Source organism: Streptomyces sp. B21-083 (genome assembly GCF_036898825.1).
Lineage (GTDB): Bacteria > Actinomycetota > Actinomycetes > Streptomycetales > Streptomycetaceae > Streptomyces.
The window spans coordinates 2,540,245-2,555,817 of sequence record NZ_JARUND010000001.1 but is presented as its reverse complement, the minus strand read 5'-3'; the positions used below and the strand labels follow the sequence as shown (position 1 = coordinate 2,555,817).

The window sequence follows — 15,573 nt, the reverse complement described above, 5'->3', positions numbered from 1 at the left end:
TCGACGTGGGGTGTCAGTGGGACGAAGTAGTCTTGAGCCCATGCCTGAACGCCGTACCGTCGCACTCGTCACCCTTGGCTGCGCCCGTAACGAGGTGGACTCGGAGGAGCTCGCAGGCCGCTTGGAGGCGGACGGCTGGCAACTCGTGGAGGACGCCGAGGACGCGGATGTCGCCGTCGTCAACACCTGTGGCTTCGTCGAGGCCGCCAAGAAGGACTCCGTCGACGCCCTCCTTGAGGCCAACGACCTCAAGGGGCACGGCAGAACCCAGGCCGTCGTGGCGGTGGGCTGCATGGCCGAGCGGTACGGCAAGGAACTCGCCGAAGCGCTGCCCGAAGCCGACGGCGTGCTCGGCTTCGACGACTACGCCGACATCTCCGACCGCCTCCGAACCATCCTGAACGGCGGTATCCACGCCTCGCACACCCCGCGCGACCGGCGCAAGCTGCTGCCGATCAGCCCGGCGGAGCGGCAGGGCGCGGGTGCTGGGATCGCTCTCCCGGGGCACGGCGCGGCCACGGACACCGACGCCGGCACGGCCGCCAAGCCGGTGGAACCGGTCGAGGCCCCTGCCGATCTCCCCGAAGGCGTCGCTCCGGTCTCCGGCCCCCGCGCGCCGCTGCGCCGGCGGCTCGACGGCGCGCCCGTCGCCTCGGTGAAGCTGGCTTCCGGCTGCGACCGGCGCTGCACCTTCTGCGCCATCCCGTCCTTCCGCGGCTCCTTCATCTCGCGCCGCCCCAGCGACGTACTGAACGAGACCAGGTGGCTCGCGGAGCAGGGCGTCAAGGAGGTCATGCTCGTCTCCGAGAACAACACCTCGTACGGCAAGGACCTGGGGGACATCCGTCTGCTGGAGTCGCTGCTGCCCGAGCTCGCGGACGTCGACGGCATCGAGCGCGTGCGGGTGAGCTATCTCCAGCCCGCCGAGATGCGCCCGGGGCTCATCGACGTGCTGACCTCGACCCCGAAGGTCGCCCCCTACTTCGATCTCTCCTTCCAGCATTCCGCGCCCGACGTGTTGCGTGCGATGCGGCGCTTCGGTGACACCGACCGCTTCCTGGAGCTGCTCGACACCATCCGGAGCAAGGCGCCGCAGGCCGGTGTGCGGTCCAACTTCATCGTGGGCTTCCCCGGTGAGACGGAGGCCGACCTGGCGGAGCTGGAGCGGTTCCTGAACAACGCGCGCCTGGACGCCATCGGTGTCTTCGGGTACTCCGACGAGGACGGCACGGAAGCGGCGACGTACGAGAACAAGCTGGACGAGGACGTGGTCGCGGCGCGACTCGCCCGGGTGTCGCGGCTGGCCGAGGAGCTGGTCTCGCAACGTGCGGAGGAGCGCGTCGGTGAGACCGTGCACGTGCTGGTCGAGTCGGTCGGTGGCGAGGAGGGCGCGTACGGCCGGGGCGCGCACCAGGCCCCCGAGACGGACGGGCAGGTGCTGTTCACCAACTTCGCGGACTTCGCGGGTCTCACGAGCGGCGAAGAGCTGAGTGTCGGTCGTATGGTCGAGGCGAAAGTGGTCGGTACGGAAGGTGTCGACCTGGTGGCCGAGCTGCTTCCGGGTTCGCTCGGCCCGCTCGCGCGTTCGGAGTCAGAGGAGGCGACCAGATGACCGGAGTCCCGGCATCCGCAGCGGGCGGCTCCTCCAGCGCGCGGAACGCCAAGAGCGTTCCGGGTGCGGTGACTGTGCCGGGCGCGATGGGTACCACGGGCTCCTCGGTCGCTCCCGCGCTCTCCGGCCCCGCTGTCGGCTCCGAGGCATCCGGCTCCGGCGTCGACTCCCTGGTCACTGATGACCTGGAGGGTGTGAAGGCGGTGCGCGGTGGGAAGTTGGGGGCCGCGGCCGTCAATCAGGCCAGCCTCTGGAACATCGCGAACATTCTTACGATGATCCGGTTGCTCCTTGTGCCGGGTTTCGTGGCCCTGATGCTGGCCGACGGGGGGTACGACCCGGCGTGGCGCTCGCTGGCGTGGGCGGCCTTCGCCGTCGCCATGATCACCGACATCTTCGACGGCCATCTGGCGCGTACGTACGACCTCGTCACCGACTTCGGGAAGATCGCCGACCCCATCGCCGACAAGGCGATCATGGGAGCGGCGCTGCTCTGTCTCTCCGCGCTCGGTGATCTGCCGTGGTGGGTGACCGGTGTCATCCTCGGGCGTGAGCTCGGGATCACACTCCTGCGCTTCGTCGTGATCCGCTACGGCGTGATCCCCGCGAGCCGCGGCGGCAAGATCAAGACGCTCACGCAGGGCGTGGCCGTCGGGATGTACGTCCTGGCGCTGACGGGGCCGCTGGCGACGCTGAGGTTCTGGGTGATGGCCGCGGCGGTGGTACTGACCGTGGTGACCGGCCTCGACTACATAAGACAGGCCATTGTGCTGCGCACCGAGGGAATCGCCGAGCGCGAGGCCTCGTCCGTGGAGACGGAACGGTGAGTTCCGTGGCCGCCGACGTGGTGAGACTACTGACAGTGAGGGGCGAGACGCTCGCTGTCGCGGAGTCCCTCACGGGCGGTCTGGTCGCGGCCGAGATCACGTCGGTGCCCGGGGCCTCCAAGGTGTTCCGGGGTGCGGTGACCGCGTACGCGACCGAACTGAAGCACCAGGTGCTGGGCGTCGACTCAGCTCTGCTGAGCGCCCGAGGGGCGGTGGATCCGCAGGTCGCGGCCCAGATGGCGGCCGGAGCCCGCAGAGTTCTCGGCGCCGACTGGGGTGCCGCGACGACCGGTGTCGCCGGCCCTGAACCGCAGGACGGGCAGCCCGTAGGAACGGTTTTCGTGGCGGTCGCCGGCCCTCACGCAGCGGATTCCGGTTCCCAAGGTGGCGGAAAAGTGGCGTCGCTGCGGTTGAACGGCTCCCGGGCGGAAATTCGTATGGAGAGTGTACGGAGCGTACTCGCACTCCTCCTTGAGGGGATTGCGGGCGAACAGGCCGGGAATGAGCGGGCACAGAATACGGAACAGAACGGGGGGACCTGATGTTTGCAGCCCTGAGTGAACACGGCATCGCTCCCCGCACGGCCGCGGCGCAAGGCGGTACGGTGGGGCGTGAAGGATGCGGCTACGCGGTCCGAGGAGGGAGCCACCGATGATTCTGCTCCGTCGCCTGTTGGGTGACGTGCTGCGTCGGCAGCGCCAGCGCCAGGGCCGTACTCTGCGCGAAGTCTCCTCGTCCGCCCGAGTCTCACTCGGCTATCTCTCCGAGGTGGAGCGGGGGCAGAAGGAGGCATCCTCCGAACTGCTGTCCGCGATCTGCGACGCGCTGGACGTACGGATGTCCGAGCTCATGCGGGAAGTGAGTGACGATCTCGCCCTCGCCGAGCTGGCCCAGTCTGCTGCGGCCAACGAACCTGTACCCACGCCGGTGCGTCCCATGCTGGGTTCCGTATCGGTGGCCGGTGTGCCACCGGAACGGGTGACCATCAAGGCGCCCGCCGAGGCGGTGGATGTCGTCGCCGCCTGAGGTGCACGAGAGTCAAAGTGTGTGAGAGCCCCGGCCGGGGCTTCTCCGGGAGATCCGGAGGAGTGCGGTCGGGGCTCTCGCGTTGGGTGCCCGCTCCGCGGGTTCTCGGGGGTCCTCCCCTGGGTGCGTTTGCCGGTGGGTCGCGGGGCGGTCATGGTGTGAGGAGGCGGGCGCGCGCGGTTTCCCGGGCGGCCTTCCTTGGGAAAGCGGTGCGCCTCTGTGCCGGTGATGCGCCCTGTGTGCGGGTGAGCGGGGCGTTCTAGCGTGGGGCTGGAGGTGGGCCATGGCGGTGCGGATAGTTCGCTGGGGGGCGCTGCTGGGGCTCGGGGTCGTCTGGTGGTGGGCTGTTCTGCGGCTCGCGCTGGCACCCGGCGCGGGGGTGCTGGAGGGGGCGGTCGCGGCCGGGGGGTGGGGGCTGAGTCTGTTGCCGGTGCACTGCGTGCCGAAGACTTCGGCGGCGCGGGCCGTGGAGGTCGCGGGGGCGGTGCGGGGGCTGGGTGGCGAGGGTGTCGGGGCCGGTCCTACCAGGGCATCGCCACACCGCCGTTCGGGCGGATGATCTGGCCCGTCGTGAACGCCGACGCGTCGGACGCCAGATGCAGCACGGCGTGGGCGACCTCCTCCGGTTCGCCTACCCGGCCCAGGGGAGCCATACGGGACATGAGGGCCTCGGTGTGCGCCTGTGCCTCGCCGTCGTGGCGGTCGGTCATCGGCGTACGGATCCAGCCCGGCGCGACGGCGTTGACACGGATGCCGTGGCGCCCGATCTCGGCGGCCAGCGTCTTCGTCAGCTGGATGACCGCCGCCTTGGCGACGCCGTAGCAGAGCAGGCCGGGGCTGCCGGTATCGACGGCGCCCGAGGCCATGGTGACGATGCTGCCCTTGGTGTTCCGGGAGATCATCAGGCGGGCCGCCTCCTGGCAGGCGTACAGCACGCCCTTGAAGTTGACGGTCAGGACGCGCTCGAGGTCCTCGTCGCGGGTCTCCAGCACGGGGCTGCTGTGCATGATCCCGGCGACCGCCGCCATGATGTCCAGCCGCTCGCACGACGTGACGGCCTGCCGGACCTGGGCCCGGTCGGTGACGTCCAGGTGGTGGGTACGGGCCGTGCCGCCCATGCCCTTGATCAGGGTCGCCGTCTCGTGCAGTCCCTGCGCGTCCCGGTCGGCGCAGTGCACGGTGGCGCCCGCTTCGGCGAGCAGTACGGCGGATGCGCGTCCGATGCCGCTGGCGGCCCCGGTGACGAATGCGGTGCGTCCGGTGAGGTCGTACGCCTGTACGGGCATGCTGGGACGGTACGAGGGTTTCTGACGGGTCGTCAATTGGTCGTGCGCGGTTCGGTGCTGAGCGTGTGGGCGTGTGGGGTTCCCGTCGCGCGGTGCGTGTGCGGTGTCAGGTCCTACGGGAGTGGCTTGCGCCGCGCTCTGGTGGCGCCGGGGGTGGGGGCCGGGCCCCGTTGGCAGGTCTGGCACCAATAGGTGGGGCGTTCGCGGGAGCCGTCGCCCTGGTCGGCGACGCGGACGGGGGTCTGGCAGCGCAGACAGGGGCGGGACGCGCGGCCGTACACGAAGAGGTTCTGGTCGCGGCGGCCCGTCGTGCTGCGGACCGGACGGTCCCGGTTTGCGTCGAGGAGTTTCTTCGCGAGCGCGGGCAGCTTCGCGGTGCGGTCGGCGGGCAGGTCGCCGACAGGGAGCCAGGGGGTGGCGCCCAGGAGGAAGCACAGCTCGCTCTTGTAGACATTGCCGATGCCGGCGAGGTTGCGCTGGTCGAGCAGGGCTTCGCCCAAGGGGCGGGCGGGGTCCGCGAGGAGGTTGGCGAGCGCCTGGTCGGGGTTCCAGTCCGGGCCCAGGAGGTCGGGGCCGAGATGGCCGACGGCCCGGTGTTCGTCGGCGGTGCGCAGCAGTTCGAGGACAGGGAGGCGGTAGCCGACGGCACTGAGGTCCGCGGTGCCGAGGATCGCCCGGATCTGGTGCGACGGGCCGCCGCTCCAGCGCCGGCCGTTCTCGTACACCTTCCAGGAGCCGTCCATCCGCAGATGCGAGTGGAGGGTCAGGCCGCCCTCGACTCGGGTGAGGAGGTGCTTGCCGCGCGGGGTGACCTCCAGGACGGTGCGGCCGGTGAGGTCGGCCGTGGCGTACTTGGGCACACGAAGGTCGGAACGGGTCAGCACCTTGCCGGCGAGCGCGTCGTGCAGTCGCCTCGCTGCCTGCCGGACGGTGTCACCTTCGGGCATGGTTCCAGGGTGACATGTCGGCGTCGGACAGGTCCTTCGCGCAGAAGATCATGCGCGTAGGCGCAGGCCGCGAGGGGTCGCGATGAAGCCCGCTCCTTCCAGAAGGGTGCCGAAGGGAGAGGTCAGGGCCGAGGCGCCGTTGACTCGTTCCACTGTGACCGTGCCGAGGGAACCCGCGCGGGCGGCTGCGGCGAGGGCTTCGGCCGCCGCGCGCAGACGGGGGTCTTCGACGGGCCCGCCGTCAGGTTCGGAGGGCCAGGCCAGCAGCGTCTTGCCGCCGCGCTCCATATAGAGGGTCAGCTCTCCGTCGACCAGTACCACCAGGGAACCGGCCTTGCGGCCCGGTTTGTGGCCGGCACCGGTCGGGGGCTCGGGCCAGGGGAGTGCGGCACCGTACGCGTTCGCCGGATCGGCGGCGGCGAGGACTACGGCACGGGTGGCTCCGGAGGAGGTGGAGGTGGACGAGGCGTTGGAGGCGCGGGACCAAGAGCTTCCGGCGAAACCGTGGGCCGAGTCGCGCGGGCTCCGGGCCGTGCGGGCGTGGGGTGAGGGAGAGTTGAGGTCGAGGTCGATGTCGATGTCGTCCACGAAGCCGTGGTCCGCTGGGGAGGCCGCGCCGTGTGCGTCGACCGTGCCGCCGTTGCCGGGGAAGCCGGGGTCGATACCCGGGGAGGGCCGGGAGTCGCCGCGGTCCCGGGCGTTCGCTGTCGCGCGGAGGCGGTCCACCGCGCCGTCCATGGCGAACTGGGCGGCGCCGAGACCCTCCACCACGTAGCCGCGACGGGCCTGACCGCTGTCCTCGAAGGCGGAGAGGATGCGATACACGGCTGAGAAGCCGCCCTCCACCCCCTCCGCGGAAACGGCTCCGCGGGTCACCACCCCATGGCGGTCGAGCAGGGTGCGGGCCAGGGCGTGGGCGCGGACGGTGAGGTCGGGTTCAGGTCCCGGGAGCAGGGACCAGCGGCCGGCCACGGTCGGCGGGCCACCGCGCGAGGCGGGGCGTGCGGCGGCCGTCAGCGAGCCGTACCGGCCGCGCGGGACGGCGCGTTTCGCCCGGTGTGCCGTCGAGCCTGCCGTACGGCCCGAACCCAGGAGGGAGCGCATCGGGGTGAGTGTGTCGTTCGTGAGCCGGCCCGACCAGGCCAGGTCCCAGACGGTGTCGGCCAGTTGGGGATCCGAGGCGTCCGGGTGCGTGGTGGCGCGGACCTGGTCGGCGATCTGGCGGAAGAAAAGCCCGTAGCCGCCGGTGAGGGCGTCGAGCACGGACTGGTGGAGCGCGGTGGGCTCCAGGGGGTGGGGCGGTGGCAGGAGCAGCGGGGCCGCGTCCGCCAGATACAGGGACACCCAGCCGTCCTTGCCGGGAAGCGAGCCCGCCCCGGCCCAGACGATCTCCCCGGCTGCCGTGAGTTCGTCGAGCATCGCGGGGGCGTAGTTCGCCACCCGGGACGGCAGGACCAGCTTCTCCAGGGCGGACGCCGGCACGGAGGCGCCCTGCAACTGCTCGACCGCGCGCACCAGTCCGTCGACGCCGCGCAGCCCGTGGCCCTTTCCGATGTGCTGCCACTGCGGCAGGAACTGCGCGAGTGCCGCGGGCGGTACCGGTTCCAGTTCGTGCCGCAGGGCGGCCAGGGAGCGGCGCCGGAGGCGGCGCAGAACCGTCGCGTCGCACCACTCCTGGCCGATGCCGGCCGGGTGGAACTCCCCTTGCACGACGCGGCCGTTCGCCGCCAGGCGCTGAAGCGCGCCCTCGGTGACCGCCACGCCCAGGCCGAAGCGGGCTGCGGCCGTGGCCGAGGTGAACGGGCCATGGGTGCGGGCGTGGCGGGCCAGGAGGTCGCCGAGCGGGTCCTTGACCGGCTCGGTGAAGGCCTCCGGGACGCCGACCGGGAGCGCCGTGCCGAGCGCGTCGCGCAGACGGCCCGCGTCCTCGATCGCCGCCCAGTGGTCGGCGCCGCCGATGCGGACCCGGATCGCGCGGCGGGCGCCGGCCAGCTCCCGGGCCCACTGCGGATCGGCGCCGCGCTCCGCGAGTTCGGCGTCGGTGAGCGGACCGAGCAGGCGCAGCAGGTCCGCGACGCTTTCGGCGTCCTTCGCGCGTCGGTCCTCGGTGAGCCACCGCAGTTCCCGCTCCAGCTCGGTCAGTACCTCGGCGTCGAGCAGTTCGCGCAGCTCCGCCTGACCCAGCAGCTCGGCCAGCAGTCGCGAGTCCAGTGACAGGGCGGCGGCGCGCCGCTCGGCGAGCGGTGAGTCGCCCTCGTACAGGAACTGTGCGACGTACCCGAAGAGGAGGGAACGGGCGAAGGGGGAGGGCTCGGGGGTGGTGACCTCGACCAGGCGCACCTTGCGGGACTCGATGTCGCCCATCAGCTCCACGAGACCAGGGACGTCGAAGACGTCCTGGAGGCATTCGCGGACCGCTTCGAGAACGATGGGGAACGAACCGAACTCGCTTGCGACCTGGAGCAGTTGGGAGGCCCGCTGGCGCTGCTGCCACAGGGGGGTGCGTTTGCCGGGGTTGCGACGCGGGAGCAGCAGGGCGCGCGCCGCGCACTCGCGGAAGCGGGCCGCGAACAGGGCCGAGCCGCCCACCTGGTCAGTGACGATCTGGTTGACCTCGCCCTTGTCGAAGGCCACGTCCGCCGCGCCCACGGGTGCCTGCTCGGCGTCGTACTCCATGCCGGTCCTGGCCGGCTCCTGGTCGAGCAGGTCCAGGCTCATCAGGTCGGCGTCCGGGAGGCGCAGCACGATGCCGTCGTCGGCGTGCATGACCTGGGCGTCCATGCCGTACCGCTCGGAGAGGCGGGCACTGAGGGCGAGTGCCCACGGGGCGTGGACCTGGGCGCCGAAAGGGGAGTGGACGACGACCCGCCAGTCGCCGAGTTCGTCGCGGAACTGCTCCACGACGATGGTCCGGTCGTCCGGGATGTGGCCGCAGGCCTCGCGCTGTTCGGCCAGGTAGGAGAGGACGTTGTCGGCGGCCCACGTGTCGAGTCCGGCGGCGAGGAGCCGGAGGCGGGCGTCCTCCTCCGGCAGGGAACCGACCTCGCGCAGGAACGCGCCCACCGCGCGGCCCAGTTCGAGCGGGCGGCCCAGTTGGTCGCCCTTCCAGAAGGGGAGACGACCGGGCACCCCGGGCGCGGGGGACACCACGACGCGGTCGCGGGTGATGTCCTCGATGCGCCAGGAGCTCGTACCGAGCGTGAAGACGTCCCCCACGCGGGACTCGTACACCATTTCCTCGTCGAGCTCGCCGACCCGGCCGCCGCCCTTCTTGGGGTCGGCGCCGGCGAGGAAGACACCGAAGAGACCCCGGTCGGGAATCGTGCCCCCGGAGGTCACGGCGAGTCGCTGCGCTCCCGGGCGGCCGGTCACGGTGCCGGCGATGCGGTCCCACACCACGCGGGGGCGCAACTCCGCGAAGGCGTCGGACGGATAGCGGCCCGCGAGCATGTCCAGGACCGCGGTGAACGCCGACTCGGGGAGGGAGGCGAAGGGCGCCGCCCGGCGGACCGTGGACAACAGGTCGTCGACCTGCCAGGTGTCCAGCGCCACCATGGCGACGAGCTGTTGGGCGAGGACGTCCAGGGGGTTGGCGGGGACCCGCAGGGACTCGATGGAACCGGTGCGCATGCGCTCGGTGACCACGGCCGCCTGAACGAGGTCACCCCTGTACTTGGGAAAGACGACGCCTGTGGAGACCGCGCCCACCTGGTGTCCTGCGCGGCCGACGCGTTGCAGCCCGGAGGCCACGGACGGCGGCGACTCGACCTGGATGACCAGGTCCACCGCGCCCATGTCGATACCCAGTTCGAGGCTGGAGGTGGCCACCACGGCGGGCAGCCGGCCCGCTTTGAGGTCCTCCTCGACGAGCGCGCGCTGTTCCTTGGAGACCGAACCGTGGTGGGCCCGGGCGATGACCACAGGGGCGCCCTGGGCCGCGCCCGAGCCGCCCATCAGCTCAGCGGGAGCGTGGTGTTCGGTGAGGGGCTCACCGGTGGCTCGCTCGTACGCGATCTCGTTGAGCCGGTTGCACAGACGCTCCGCGAGGCGGCGGGAGTTGGCGAACACGATCGTCGAGCGGTGCGACTGGACGAGATCGGCGATCCGCTCCTCGACATGTGGCCAGATGGACGGCCGTTCGGCCCCCTCCTTCCCTTCGGCGACCGGAGAACCGCCCAGTTCGCCCAGGTCCTCGACCGGGACGACGACCGAGAGGTCGAACTCCTTGCCGGATGTGGGCTGGACGATCTCCACCTTGCGGAGGGGCGAGAGGTAACGCGCGATCTCGTCGACCGGGCGAACGGTCGCGGAGAGGCCGATGCGCCGGGCGGGCCTCGGCAGCAGCTCGTCAAGTCGCTCCAGAGAGAGCGCGAGATGCGCGCCGCGCTTGGTGCCCGCGACCGCGTGCACCTCGTCCAGGATCACCGTCTCCACGCCCGTCAGCGCGTCGCGTGTGGCCGACGTGAGCATCAGGAACAGCGACTCGGGGGTGGTGATCAGGATGTCCGGCGGGCGGGTGGCGAGGGCACGGCGCTCGGCGGGCGGGGTGTCACCGGAGCGGATGCCCACCTTGACCTCGGGCTCGGGCAGCCCCAGGCGTACCGATTCCTGGCGGATGCCTGTGAGGGGGCTTCGCAGGTTCCGTTCCACGTCGACCGCGAGGGCCTTGAGCGGGGAGATGTAGAGCACGCGGCAGCGTTTGTGCGGGTCGGCCGGCGGGGGTGTCGAGGTGAGCTGGTCGAGCGCCGCGAGGAACGCGGCGAGGGTCTTGCCGGAACCGGTCGGGGCCACCACCAGCACGTCCGAGCCCTCGCCGATGGCTTCCCACGCTCCGGTCTGGGCCGCGGTGGGCGCGGAGAAGGCCCCCGTGAACCAGCCGCGGGTCGCGGGGGAGAAGCCGTCGAGGGCTCGGTGTGCGGAGCTGACCATGGACCCATCCTGCACCTCGCCACTGACAATTGCCCTGACCTGCGAGTTTGTCTCCGCCGGTGGAGGCGCGTGGGGGGTGTGCCCGGATGGGCTGAGGCTCCTTCGCGGAGAATGGAGGTATGACGGGTTCGGTCGAGCGGGCTCGGCACTGGCAGTACGCGGAACTGCCCGGTGTCGATCTTCTCCGCGCCAGGTACATCCACAAGACCTTTGTCCGGCACACGCACGAGAACTTCGTCATCGCCGCCATCACCGAAGGGGTGGAGGTGTTCCACCATCGGGAAGCCGATCAGTACGCGGGGCCGGGGGCGCTCGCGCTGGTCAATCCCGATACGCCGCACACAGGGCGTGCGGGGGTTCCCGAAGGGTGGCGGTACGGGGCTGTCTATCCCGCGCCCGACGTGGTGGCCGAGATCGCCGCGGAGACCACGGTGATTCGGGGGACACCGGGTTTCCTCGGGCCCGTGTTCGACGATCCGTATTCGGTCACACTCGTACACGAGGTGCTGCGTGCGGCCGAGGAAGGCAACGCGCTGGCCGCCGACACGCTGCTGCGGGTGGTGGTGACCCGGTTGCTCCGGCTCAACGGCGGGGCTCTTCAGGAACGCGTGGTGCGTACGGCGGGCGGCCGGATCGCGGCACGCGCGCGTGCTGTGCTGGAGGAGACGATGGCCGGGCCGCCGACTCTGGAAAAACTTGCCACAGACCTCGGCACCAGTCCCTTCGCGCTGCTTCGGGCATTCCGTGACACGTACGGGTTGCCGCCGCACGCCTGGCTGACAGACGCGCGCGTGCGTCGCGCCCGGCGGCTGCTGGACGCGGGTACTCTGCCCGCCGACGCGGCCGTCGCCGTCGGCTTCACCGATCAGCCGCACCTCAACCGGCACTTCACCCGGATCGTGGGCGTGCCCCCGGGTGCGTACCAGCGTGAGCGCAAGAACGTACAAGACCCCCCAGGGCATCTGCTCCTATCGTCCGACGGGTGGCAGAACAGACAGCTCGCGCAGACATACACGCCGACGACGGAGGCAAGCCGGACGCCGCCGTCGTACGAGACGCCCTCGGAGTCGGGGTCGCCGTCGGATTGTCCGGTTTCGCCTTCGGGGTGACGTCGGTCGGCAGTGGGCTCACGCTTCTGCAGACCTGTGCGCTCAGCCTTCTGGTGTTCACCGGGGCCTCCCAGTTCGCGCTCGTGGGCGCGCTCGCGGCCGGCGGCAATCCGCTCACCGCGGCAGCGGGCGCCTTCTTCCTGGGGGTGCGCAACGCCTTCTACGGGCTGCGTCTGTCGCAGTTGCTGGCTCTCCCGCGCGCGGTGCGGCCGTTCGCTGCCCAATGGGTCATCGACGAGACCACGGCGGTCGCCCTGGCCCAGCCCACTCGGCGCGCCGCGCGTATCGGGTTCACCGTCACCGGACTCACCCTCTATGCGCTGTGGAATCTCACGACGATGCTCGGCGGGCTGGGGGCCGAGGCCATCGGGGACACCGACGCGTGGGGTCTGGACGCTGCCGGGCCCGCCGTCTTCCTGGCGCTGCTCGCGCCGATGCTGAAGTCCGGCGCGGAGCGCGCTGTCGCAGGCCTCGCCGTGGTCCTGGGGCTCGGCCTGCTGCCCGTACTGCCGGCCGGTGTGCCGGTTCTGGTGGCAGCGCTAGGGGCGCCGGCCGTCCTCTGGGTCCAAGGGCGTCGTAGGGCTGAGAACGGAAAGGGTGTGGACCGTTGAACGTCTGGATCGCGATCGGTGTGACCGCCCTCGGCTGTTACGTGGTCAAGCTCGTAGGGCTCCTCGTGCCGGCCGGTGTCCTGGAACGTCCGCTCGTCCGGCGGTTGGCCGCCCTGCTGCCCGTCGCCCTCCTCGCCGCTCTCACGGCCCAGCAGGCCTTCGCCGACGGACAGGTGCTCGTCCTGGACGCGAAGGCCGCAGGGCTCGCCGCAGCCGCCGTGGCGCTGGTGCTGCGCGCTCCCTTCCTGGTCGTCGTCGCGGCGGCCGTGGTGGTGACGGCGGCGGTCCGGGCGATGACCGGCTGAACGCAGGCCGCGCCCGCGCCACCGGAGTCAGCCGATGGGGCGCCCGTACGCCTTCAGGGTGCGCAGTGCCTCGACCGTCACCATGGGGCGTGCCTCCAGGGCGGTGCCCGGTGCCCACGCGCGCCAGCGGATGGGCCAGCCACCGTCCTCGCGCTGCTCACTCGCGAGGAAGTCCAGCGAACGGGACATCTCCTCGTCGGTGAACCACGCGCGCGCGAGTGAGCCCGGCGTCCGCGCGTAGTCGTACGGGAAGTGGTGCTCGCCCGGGGCGTAGCCGGGCGGTACCGGGGAGGCGTCGAGGCGCTCCGGGTCGAGTGCCACGAGCCTGTGCTCGCGCACCAGGCGGCCAAGCCGGTCGGCCGCCGCCTCCGCGCGCGAGCGGTCCGGAACCGAGTCCAGGAAGGCCACCGCGGCCTCCACCTCGTACGGATGGGACTTCTCCAGGGAGTCGACCGCCTGCCAGCAGAAGTCGGTGGCCCGGAACAGCCAGGCGTGCCACACCTTGTTGCGGTGCAGCAGGCCCACCACGGGGCCCGTGGCGAGGAGTTCACTCGGGGGGTCGGCCACGATCGACACGAAGGGCGCCGCCGGATAGCCGCGCTGGCTGGGGTGGATCGCCGGCAGGGCGCCGTCCGGTGCGGAGACGGAGGTCAGATAGCGGCACACGCGCTCCACCCGCTGACCGCCGCAGCGGCCGATGGTGTCCAGGACGCGCAGCGCGTGCGCGGTGTGCAGGGGCTGGCTGACGGGGCCGCGCAGATCGGGTTCCAGCGCGTGGCCGTATCCGCCGTCCTCGTTGCGGTAGGCGTCCAGCGCGGTCTCGACCGGGTCCGGGCCTCCGTTCAGGAAGTGGTACGCGAAGCGCCGCTGCTCCAGCACGCGCGCGGTGAGCCACACGAAGTGCTCGGCACGGAAGAGCGGAGAACGCGCGGGGGGCGTCGGGGGGAGAGGGGCTGCTCCTGTTTCGGCCATGGGTCAGACCGTAGGGCGCGAAGCGGTCCCGGTGAGCGGTCCCGGCGCGGGCCCACTCTCAGGGGCGGGATACTGAAGTCATGCGGTTGACGGTCTTCTGGCAGCGAATGGCGGAACACTTCGGTTCGGGCTACGCCGACACCTTCGCGCGCGATCACGTGATGACGGAACTCGGCGAACGGACCGTGCACGAGGCCCTGGACGCCGGCTGGGAGGCGAAGGACGTGTGGCGTGTGGTGTGCGCGGCCATGAACGTTCCCTCGGAGAACCGCTGAAATCGCCCGGAAACGACGTCGGCCGGCCCCATGGAGCGCGGGGCGGTGACTGATCGTCGGTGGCGTGGGCGAGACTTGCACCGTGGCATCCACAGACGAGACCGAACAGCTCGGACAGCAGACGTCTCCGTTCGGCACGCCGCCGCCCACACCCCCGGCCGGGCACACCGCCGGGCAGGGCCCGCGCATGCCGCGCTGGCTGCCACGCGCCATGATGCTGGCGCTCGCCCTCGTCGGCCTCTTCCAGCTGGGCAGCTGGGCCTTCCACCAGCTCACGGGCCTGTTGATCAACATCCTCATCGCGTTCTTCGCCGCACTGGCGATCGAACCCGCGGTGAGCCGCATGGCGTCGCGCGGTATGCGCCGGGGACTGGCCACCTTCCTGGTCTTCATCGGCATGCTCATCGCGATCGCCGGGTTCATCACCCTGCTCGGCTCCATGCTCGCGGGCCAGATCATCAAGATCGTCGAGGACTTCCCGAACTATCTCGACTCCGTCATCAGCTGGATCAACGCGCACTTCAACGCCGACCTGAAGCGGGTGGACGTTCAGGAGGGCCTGCTCCGGTCCGACTGGCTGCGCAGTTACGTCCAGAACAGCGCCACCGGAGTCCTGGACGTCTCCGCCCAGGTGCTGGGCGGCCTCTTCCAGTTGCTGATGATCACACTGTTCGCGTTCTACTTCGCCGCCGACGGGCCGAGACTGCGCCGCGCGCTGTGCTCCGTTCTGCCGCCCGCCCGGCAGACCGAGGTGCTGCGCGCGTGGGAGATCGCCGTCGACAAGACCGGCGGCTATCTGTACTCACGCGGCCTGATGGCGCTCATCTCCGGGGTCGCCCACTACGTACTGCTGGAAATCCTGAGCGTGCCGTACGCGCCCGTGCTCGCCGTCTGGGTGGGGCTGGTCTCGCAGTTCATCCCGACCATCGGTACCTATCTCGCGGGCGCCCTGCCGATGCTGATCGCCTTCACCATCGATCCCTGGTACGCACTGTGGGTGCTGGTGTTCGTCGTGATCTACCAGCAGTTCGAGAACTACATGCTGCAGCCCAAACTGACCGCGAAGACCGTCGACATCCATCCCGCGGTCGCCTTCGGTTCGGTCATCGCCGGCACCGCGCTCCTCGGCGCCGTCGGCGCGTTGATCGCCATCCCGGCGGTCGCCACGCTCCAGGCGTTCCTGGGGGCGTACGTGAAGCGGTACGCCGTCACGGACGACCCCCGTGTCCAGGGGCACCGCGGGCGGGGCGCGAGCATCGGCACACGGGTGCGGAGGCTGCTGGAGGGGCGCCGGGGCGCCGGCACCGGGGACTCGGCGCGCTCCGCTGGGGCGTCTGAGCCGGAATCAGGGTCGGAACCGGCATCAGGGTCGGAACCGGGGTCGGGGCCGGAATCCGGGTCGGGGCCGGGGGAAGGTTCAACGCCCGCCTGAGTCGCGCTTCGGAGACGGCACGGCGACGGACGCCACGTAGACGGCGACGGACGCCGCCTAGCAGCCGACCGGTGACGGGGGGTGCTAGGCGCCGTCCTGTCCGGTCGAGGACGGCCCGTGCCGCCTGTCTCCGGGGGTGTCGGACCCGATGTCCGGGCCGTCGGCGGACCGCGAATCTAGTCTCGTGGAGTGTCGGGTGTCGCGCTTGACACAAAAATCGAACATCCGTTCTGATGGAGTTT

14 protein-coding genes are annotated in these 15,573 nt (G+C 71.1%); 10 read left to right on the top strand and 4 right to left on the bottom strand.

The window, feature by feature from the left end:
* The first annotated feature begins 40 nt into the window (after positions 1-40).
* From rimO to QA861_RS11500, 5 genes are all read left to right on the top strand, one after another.
* The gene (gene rimO / locus QA861_RS11520; protein ID WP_334588254.1) at positions 41-1,612 is read left to right on the top strand and encodes a 30S ribosomal protein S12 methylthiotransferase RimO; all 1,572 of its coding nucleotides are present in this window, start codon (positions 41-43) and stop codon (positions 1,610-1,612) included.
* A complete protein-coding gene (pgsA, locus tag QA861_RS11515) occupies positions 1,609-2,439 on the top strand; it encodes a CDP-diacylglycerol--glycerol-3-phosphate 3-phosphatidyltransferase (protein ID WP_334588253.1) in 831 nt (276 codons plus the stop codon). The genes rimO and pgsA overlap by 4 nt, the downstream gene beginning before the upstream one ends.
* Positions 2,436-2,981, top strand: a complete 546-nt coding sequence (locus tag QA861_RS11510) for a CinA family protein (protein ID WP_334588252.1) — start codon at positions 2,436-2,438, stop codon at positions 2,979-2,981. The genes pgsA and QA861_RS11510 overlap by 4 nt, the downstream gene beginning before the upstream one ends.
* Before the next feature lie 109 nt (positions 2,982-3,090).
* Positions 3,091-3,465 carry a helix-turn-helix domain-containing protein gene (locus tag QA861_RS11505; RefSeq protein WP_006379734.1) on the top strand — a complete coding sequence of 125 codons (375 nt, stop codon included), beginning with the start codon at positions 3,091-3,093 and terminating at the stop codon, positions 3,463-3,465.
* A gap of 283 nt (positions 3,466-3,748) precedes the next feature.
* Complete coding sequence (locus tag QA861_RS11500) at positions 3,749-4,024, top strand: hypothetical protein (RefSeq protein WP_334588251.1); 276 nt, start codon at positions 3,749-3,751, stop codon at positions 4,022-4,024.
* Here QA861_RS11500 and QA861_RS11495 read toward each other — a convergent pair.
* The 3 genes from QA861_RS11495 to QA861_RS11485 form a co-directional block, all read right to left on the bottom strand.
* Positions 3,987-4,751 carry an SDR family NAD(P)-dependent oxidoreductase gene (locus QA861_RS11495; RefSeq protein WP_334588250.1) on the bottom strand — a complete coding sequence of 255 codons (765 nt, stop codon included), beginning with the start codon at positions 4,749-4,751 and terminating at the stop codon, positions 3,987-3,989. The genes QA861_RS11500 and QA861_RS11495 overlap by 38 nt on opposite strands.
* Before the next feature lie 113 nt (positions 4,752-4,864).
* On the bottom strand, positions 4,865-5,698 hold the full coding sequence (locus QA861_RS11490; RefSeq protein ID WP_334588249.1) for a DNA-formamidopyrimidine glycosylase family protein: 834 nt from the start codon (positions 5,696-5,698) through the stop codon (positions 4,865-4,867).
* A gap of 48 nt (positions 5,699-5,746) precedes the next feature.
* A complete protein-coding gene (locus QA861_RS11485) occupies positions 5,747-10,627 on the bottom strand; it encodes an ATP-dependent helicase (RefSeq protein ID WP_334588248.1) in 4,881 nt (1,626 codons plus the stop codon).
* Positions 10,628-10,746: 119 nt separating this feature from the next.
* Here QA861_RS11485 and QA861_RS11480 point away from each other — a divergent pair, with 119 nt between their 5' ends.
* From QA861_RS11480 to QA861_RS11470, 3 genes are read left to right on the top strand one after another with little or no spacing between them, the layout of a single operon-like run.
* Positions 10,747-11,736, top strand: coding sequence for an AraC family transcriptional regulator (locus QA861_RS11480; RefSeq protein ID WP_334588247.1), 990 nt, complete (start codon positions 10,747-10,749; stop codon positions 11,734-11,736).
* Entirely contained in the window at positions 11,637-12,347 is a 711-nt protein-coding gene (locus QA861_RS11475) for an AzlC family ABC transporter permease (protein WP_334590518.1), read from the top strand. Before QA861_RS11480 ends, QA861_RS11475 begins: the two co-directional genes overlap by 100 nt.
* Positions 12,344-12,652, top strand: a complete 309-nt coding sequence (locus tag QA861_RS11470; RefSeq protein WP_334588245.1) for an AzlD domain-containing protein — start codon at positions 12,344-12,346, stop codon at positions 12,650-12,652. Before QA861_RS11475 ends, QA861_RS11470 begins: the two co-directional genes overlap by 4 nt.
* 27 nt (positions 12,653-12,679) lie before the next feature.
* Here QA861_RS11470 and QA861_RS11465 read toward each other — a convergent pair whose 3' ends face one another.
* A complete protein-coding gene (locus tag QA861_RS11465; protein WP_334588244.1) occupies positions 12,680-13,624 on the bottom strand; it encodes a hypothetical protein in 945 nt (314 codons plus the stop codon).
* Between the two features lie 80 nt (positions 13,625-13,704).
* On the opposite strand from QA861_RS11465, the gene QA861_RS11460 reads away from it, so the two are divergent.
* Together QA861_RS11460 and QA861_RS11455 are read left to right on the top strand one after the other, a co-directional pair.
* Positions 13,705-13,899 (top strand): DUF3046 domain-containing protein, encoded by a 195-nt coding sequence (locus QA861_RS11460; RefSeq protein ID WP_006379718.1) that lies wholly within the window; start codon positions 13,705-13,707, stop codon positions 13,897-13,899.
* Between the two features lie 82 nt (positions 13,900-13,981).
* Entirely contained in the window at positions 13,982-15,331 is a 1,350-nt protein-coding gene (locus QA861_RS11455) for an AI-2E family transporter (protein WP_334588243.1), read from the top strand.
* Positions 15,332-15,573 lie beyond the last annotated feature (242 nt).

What these genes read in the sequence shown, in the direction of transcription:
- rimO (WP_334588254.1), top strand. Translation starts at nt 41, where the DNA reads ATGCCTGAACGCCGTACCGTCGCACTCGTCACCCTTGGCTGCGCCCGT.
- pgsA (WP_334588253.1), top strand. Translation starts at nt 1,609, where the DNA reads ATGACCGGAGTCCCGGCATCCGCAGCGGGCGGCTCCTCCAGCGCGCGG.
- QA861_RS11505 (WP_006379734.1), top strand. Translation starts at nt 3,091, where the DNA reads ATGATTCTGCTCCGTCGCCTGTTGGGTGACGTGCTGCGTCGGCAGCGC.
- QA861_RS11500 (WP_334588251.1), top strand. Translation starts at nt 3,749, where the DNA reads ATGGCGGTGCGGATAGTTCGCTGGGGGGCGCTGCTGGGGCTCGGGGTC.
- QA861_RS11495 (WP_334588250.1), bottom strand. Translation starts at nt 4,751, where the DNA reads ATGCCCGTACAGGCGTACGACCTCACCGGACGCACCGCATTCGTCACC.
- QA861_RS11490 (WP_334588249.1), bottom strand. Translation starts at nt 5,698, where the DNA reads ATGCCCGAAGGTGACACCGTCCGGCAGGCAGCGAGGCGACTGCACGAC.
- QA861_RS11485 (WP_334588248.1), bottom strand. Translation starts at nt 10,627, where the DNA reads ATGGTCAGCTCCGCACACCGAGCCCTCGACGGCTTCTCCCCCGCGACC.
- QA861_RS11480 (WP_334588247.1), top strand. Translation starts at nt 10,747, where the DNA reads ATGACGGGTTCGGTCGAGCGGGCTCGGCACTGGCAGTACGCGGAACTG.
- QA861_RS11465 (WP_334588244.1), bottom strand. Translation starts at nt 13,624, where the DNA reads ATGGCCGAAACAGGAGCAGCCCCTCTCCCCCCGACGCCCCCCGCGCGT.
- QA861_RS11460 (WP_006379718.1), top strand. Translation starts at nt 13,705, where the DNA reads ATGCGGTTGACGGTCTTCTGGCAGCGAATGGCGGAACACTTCGGTTCG.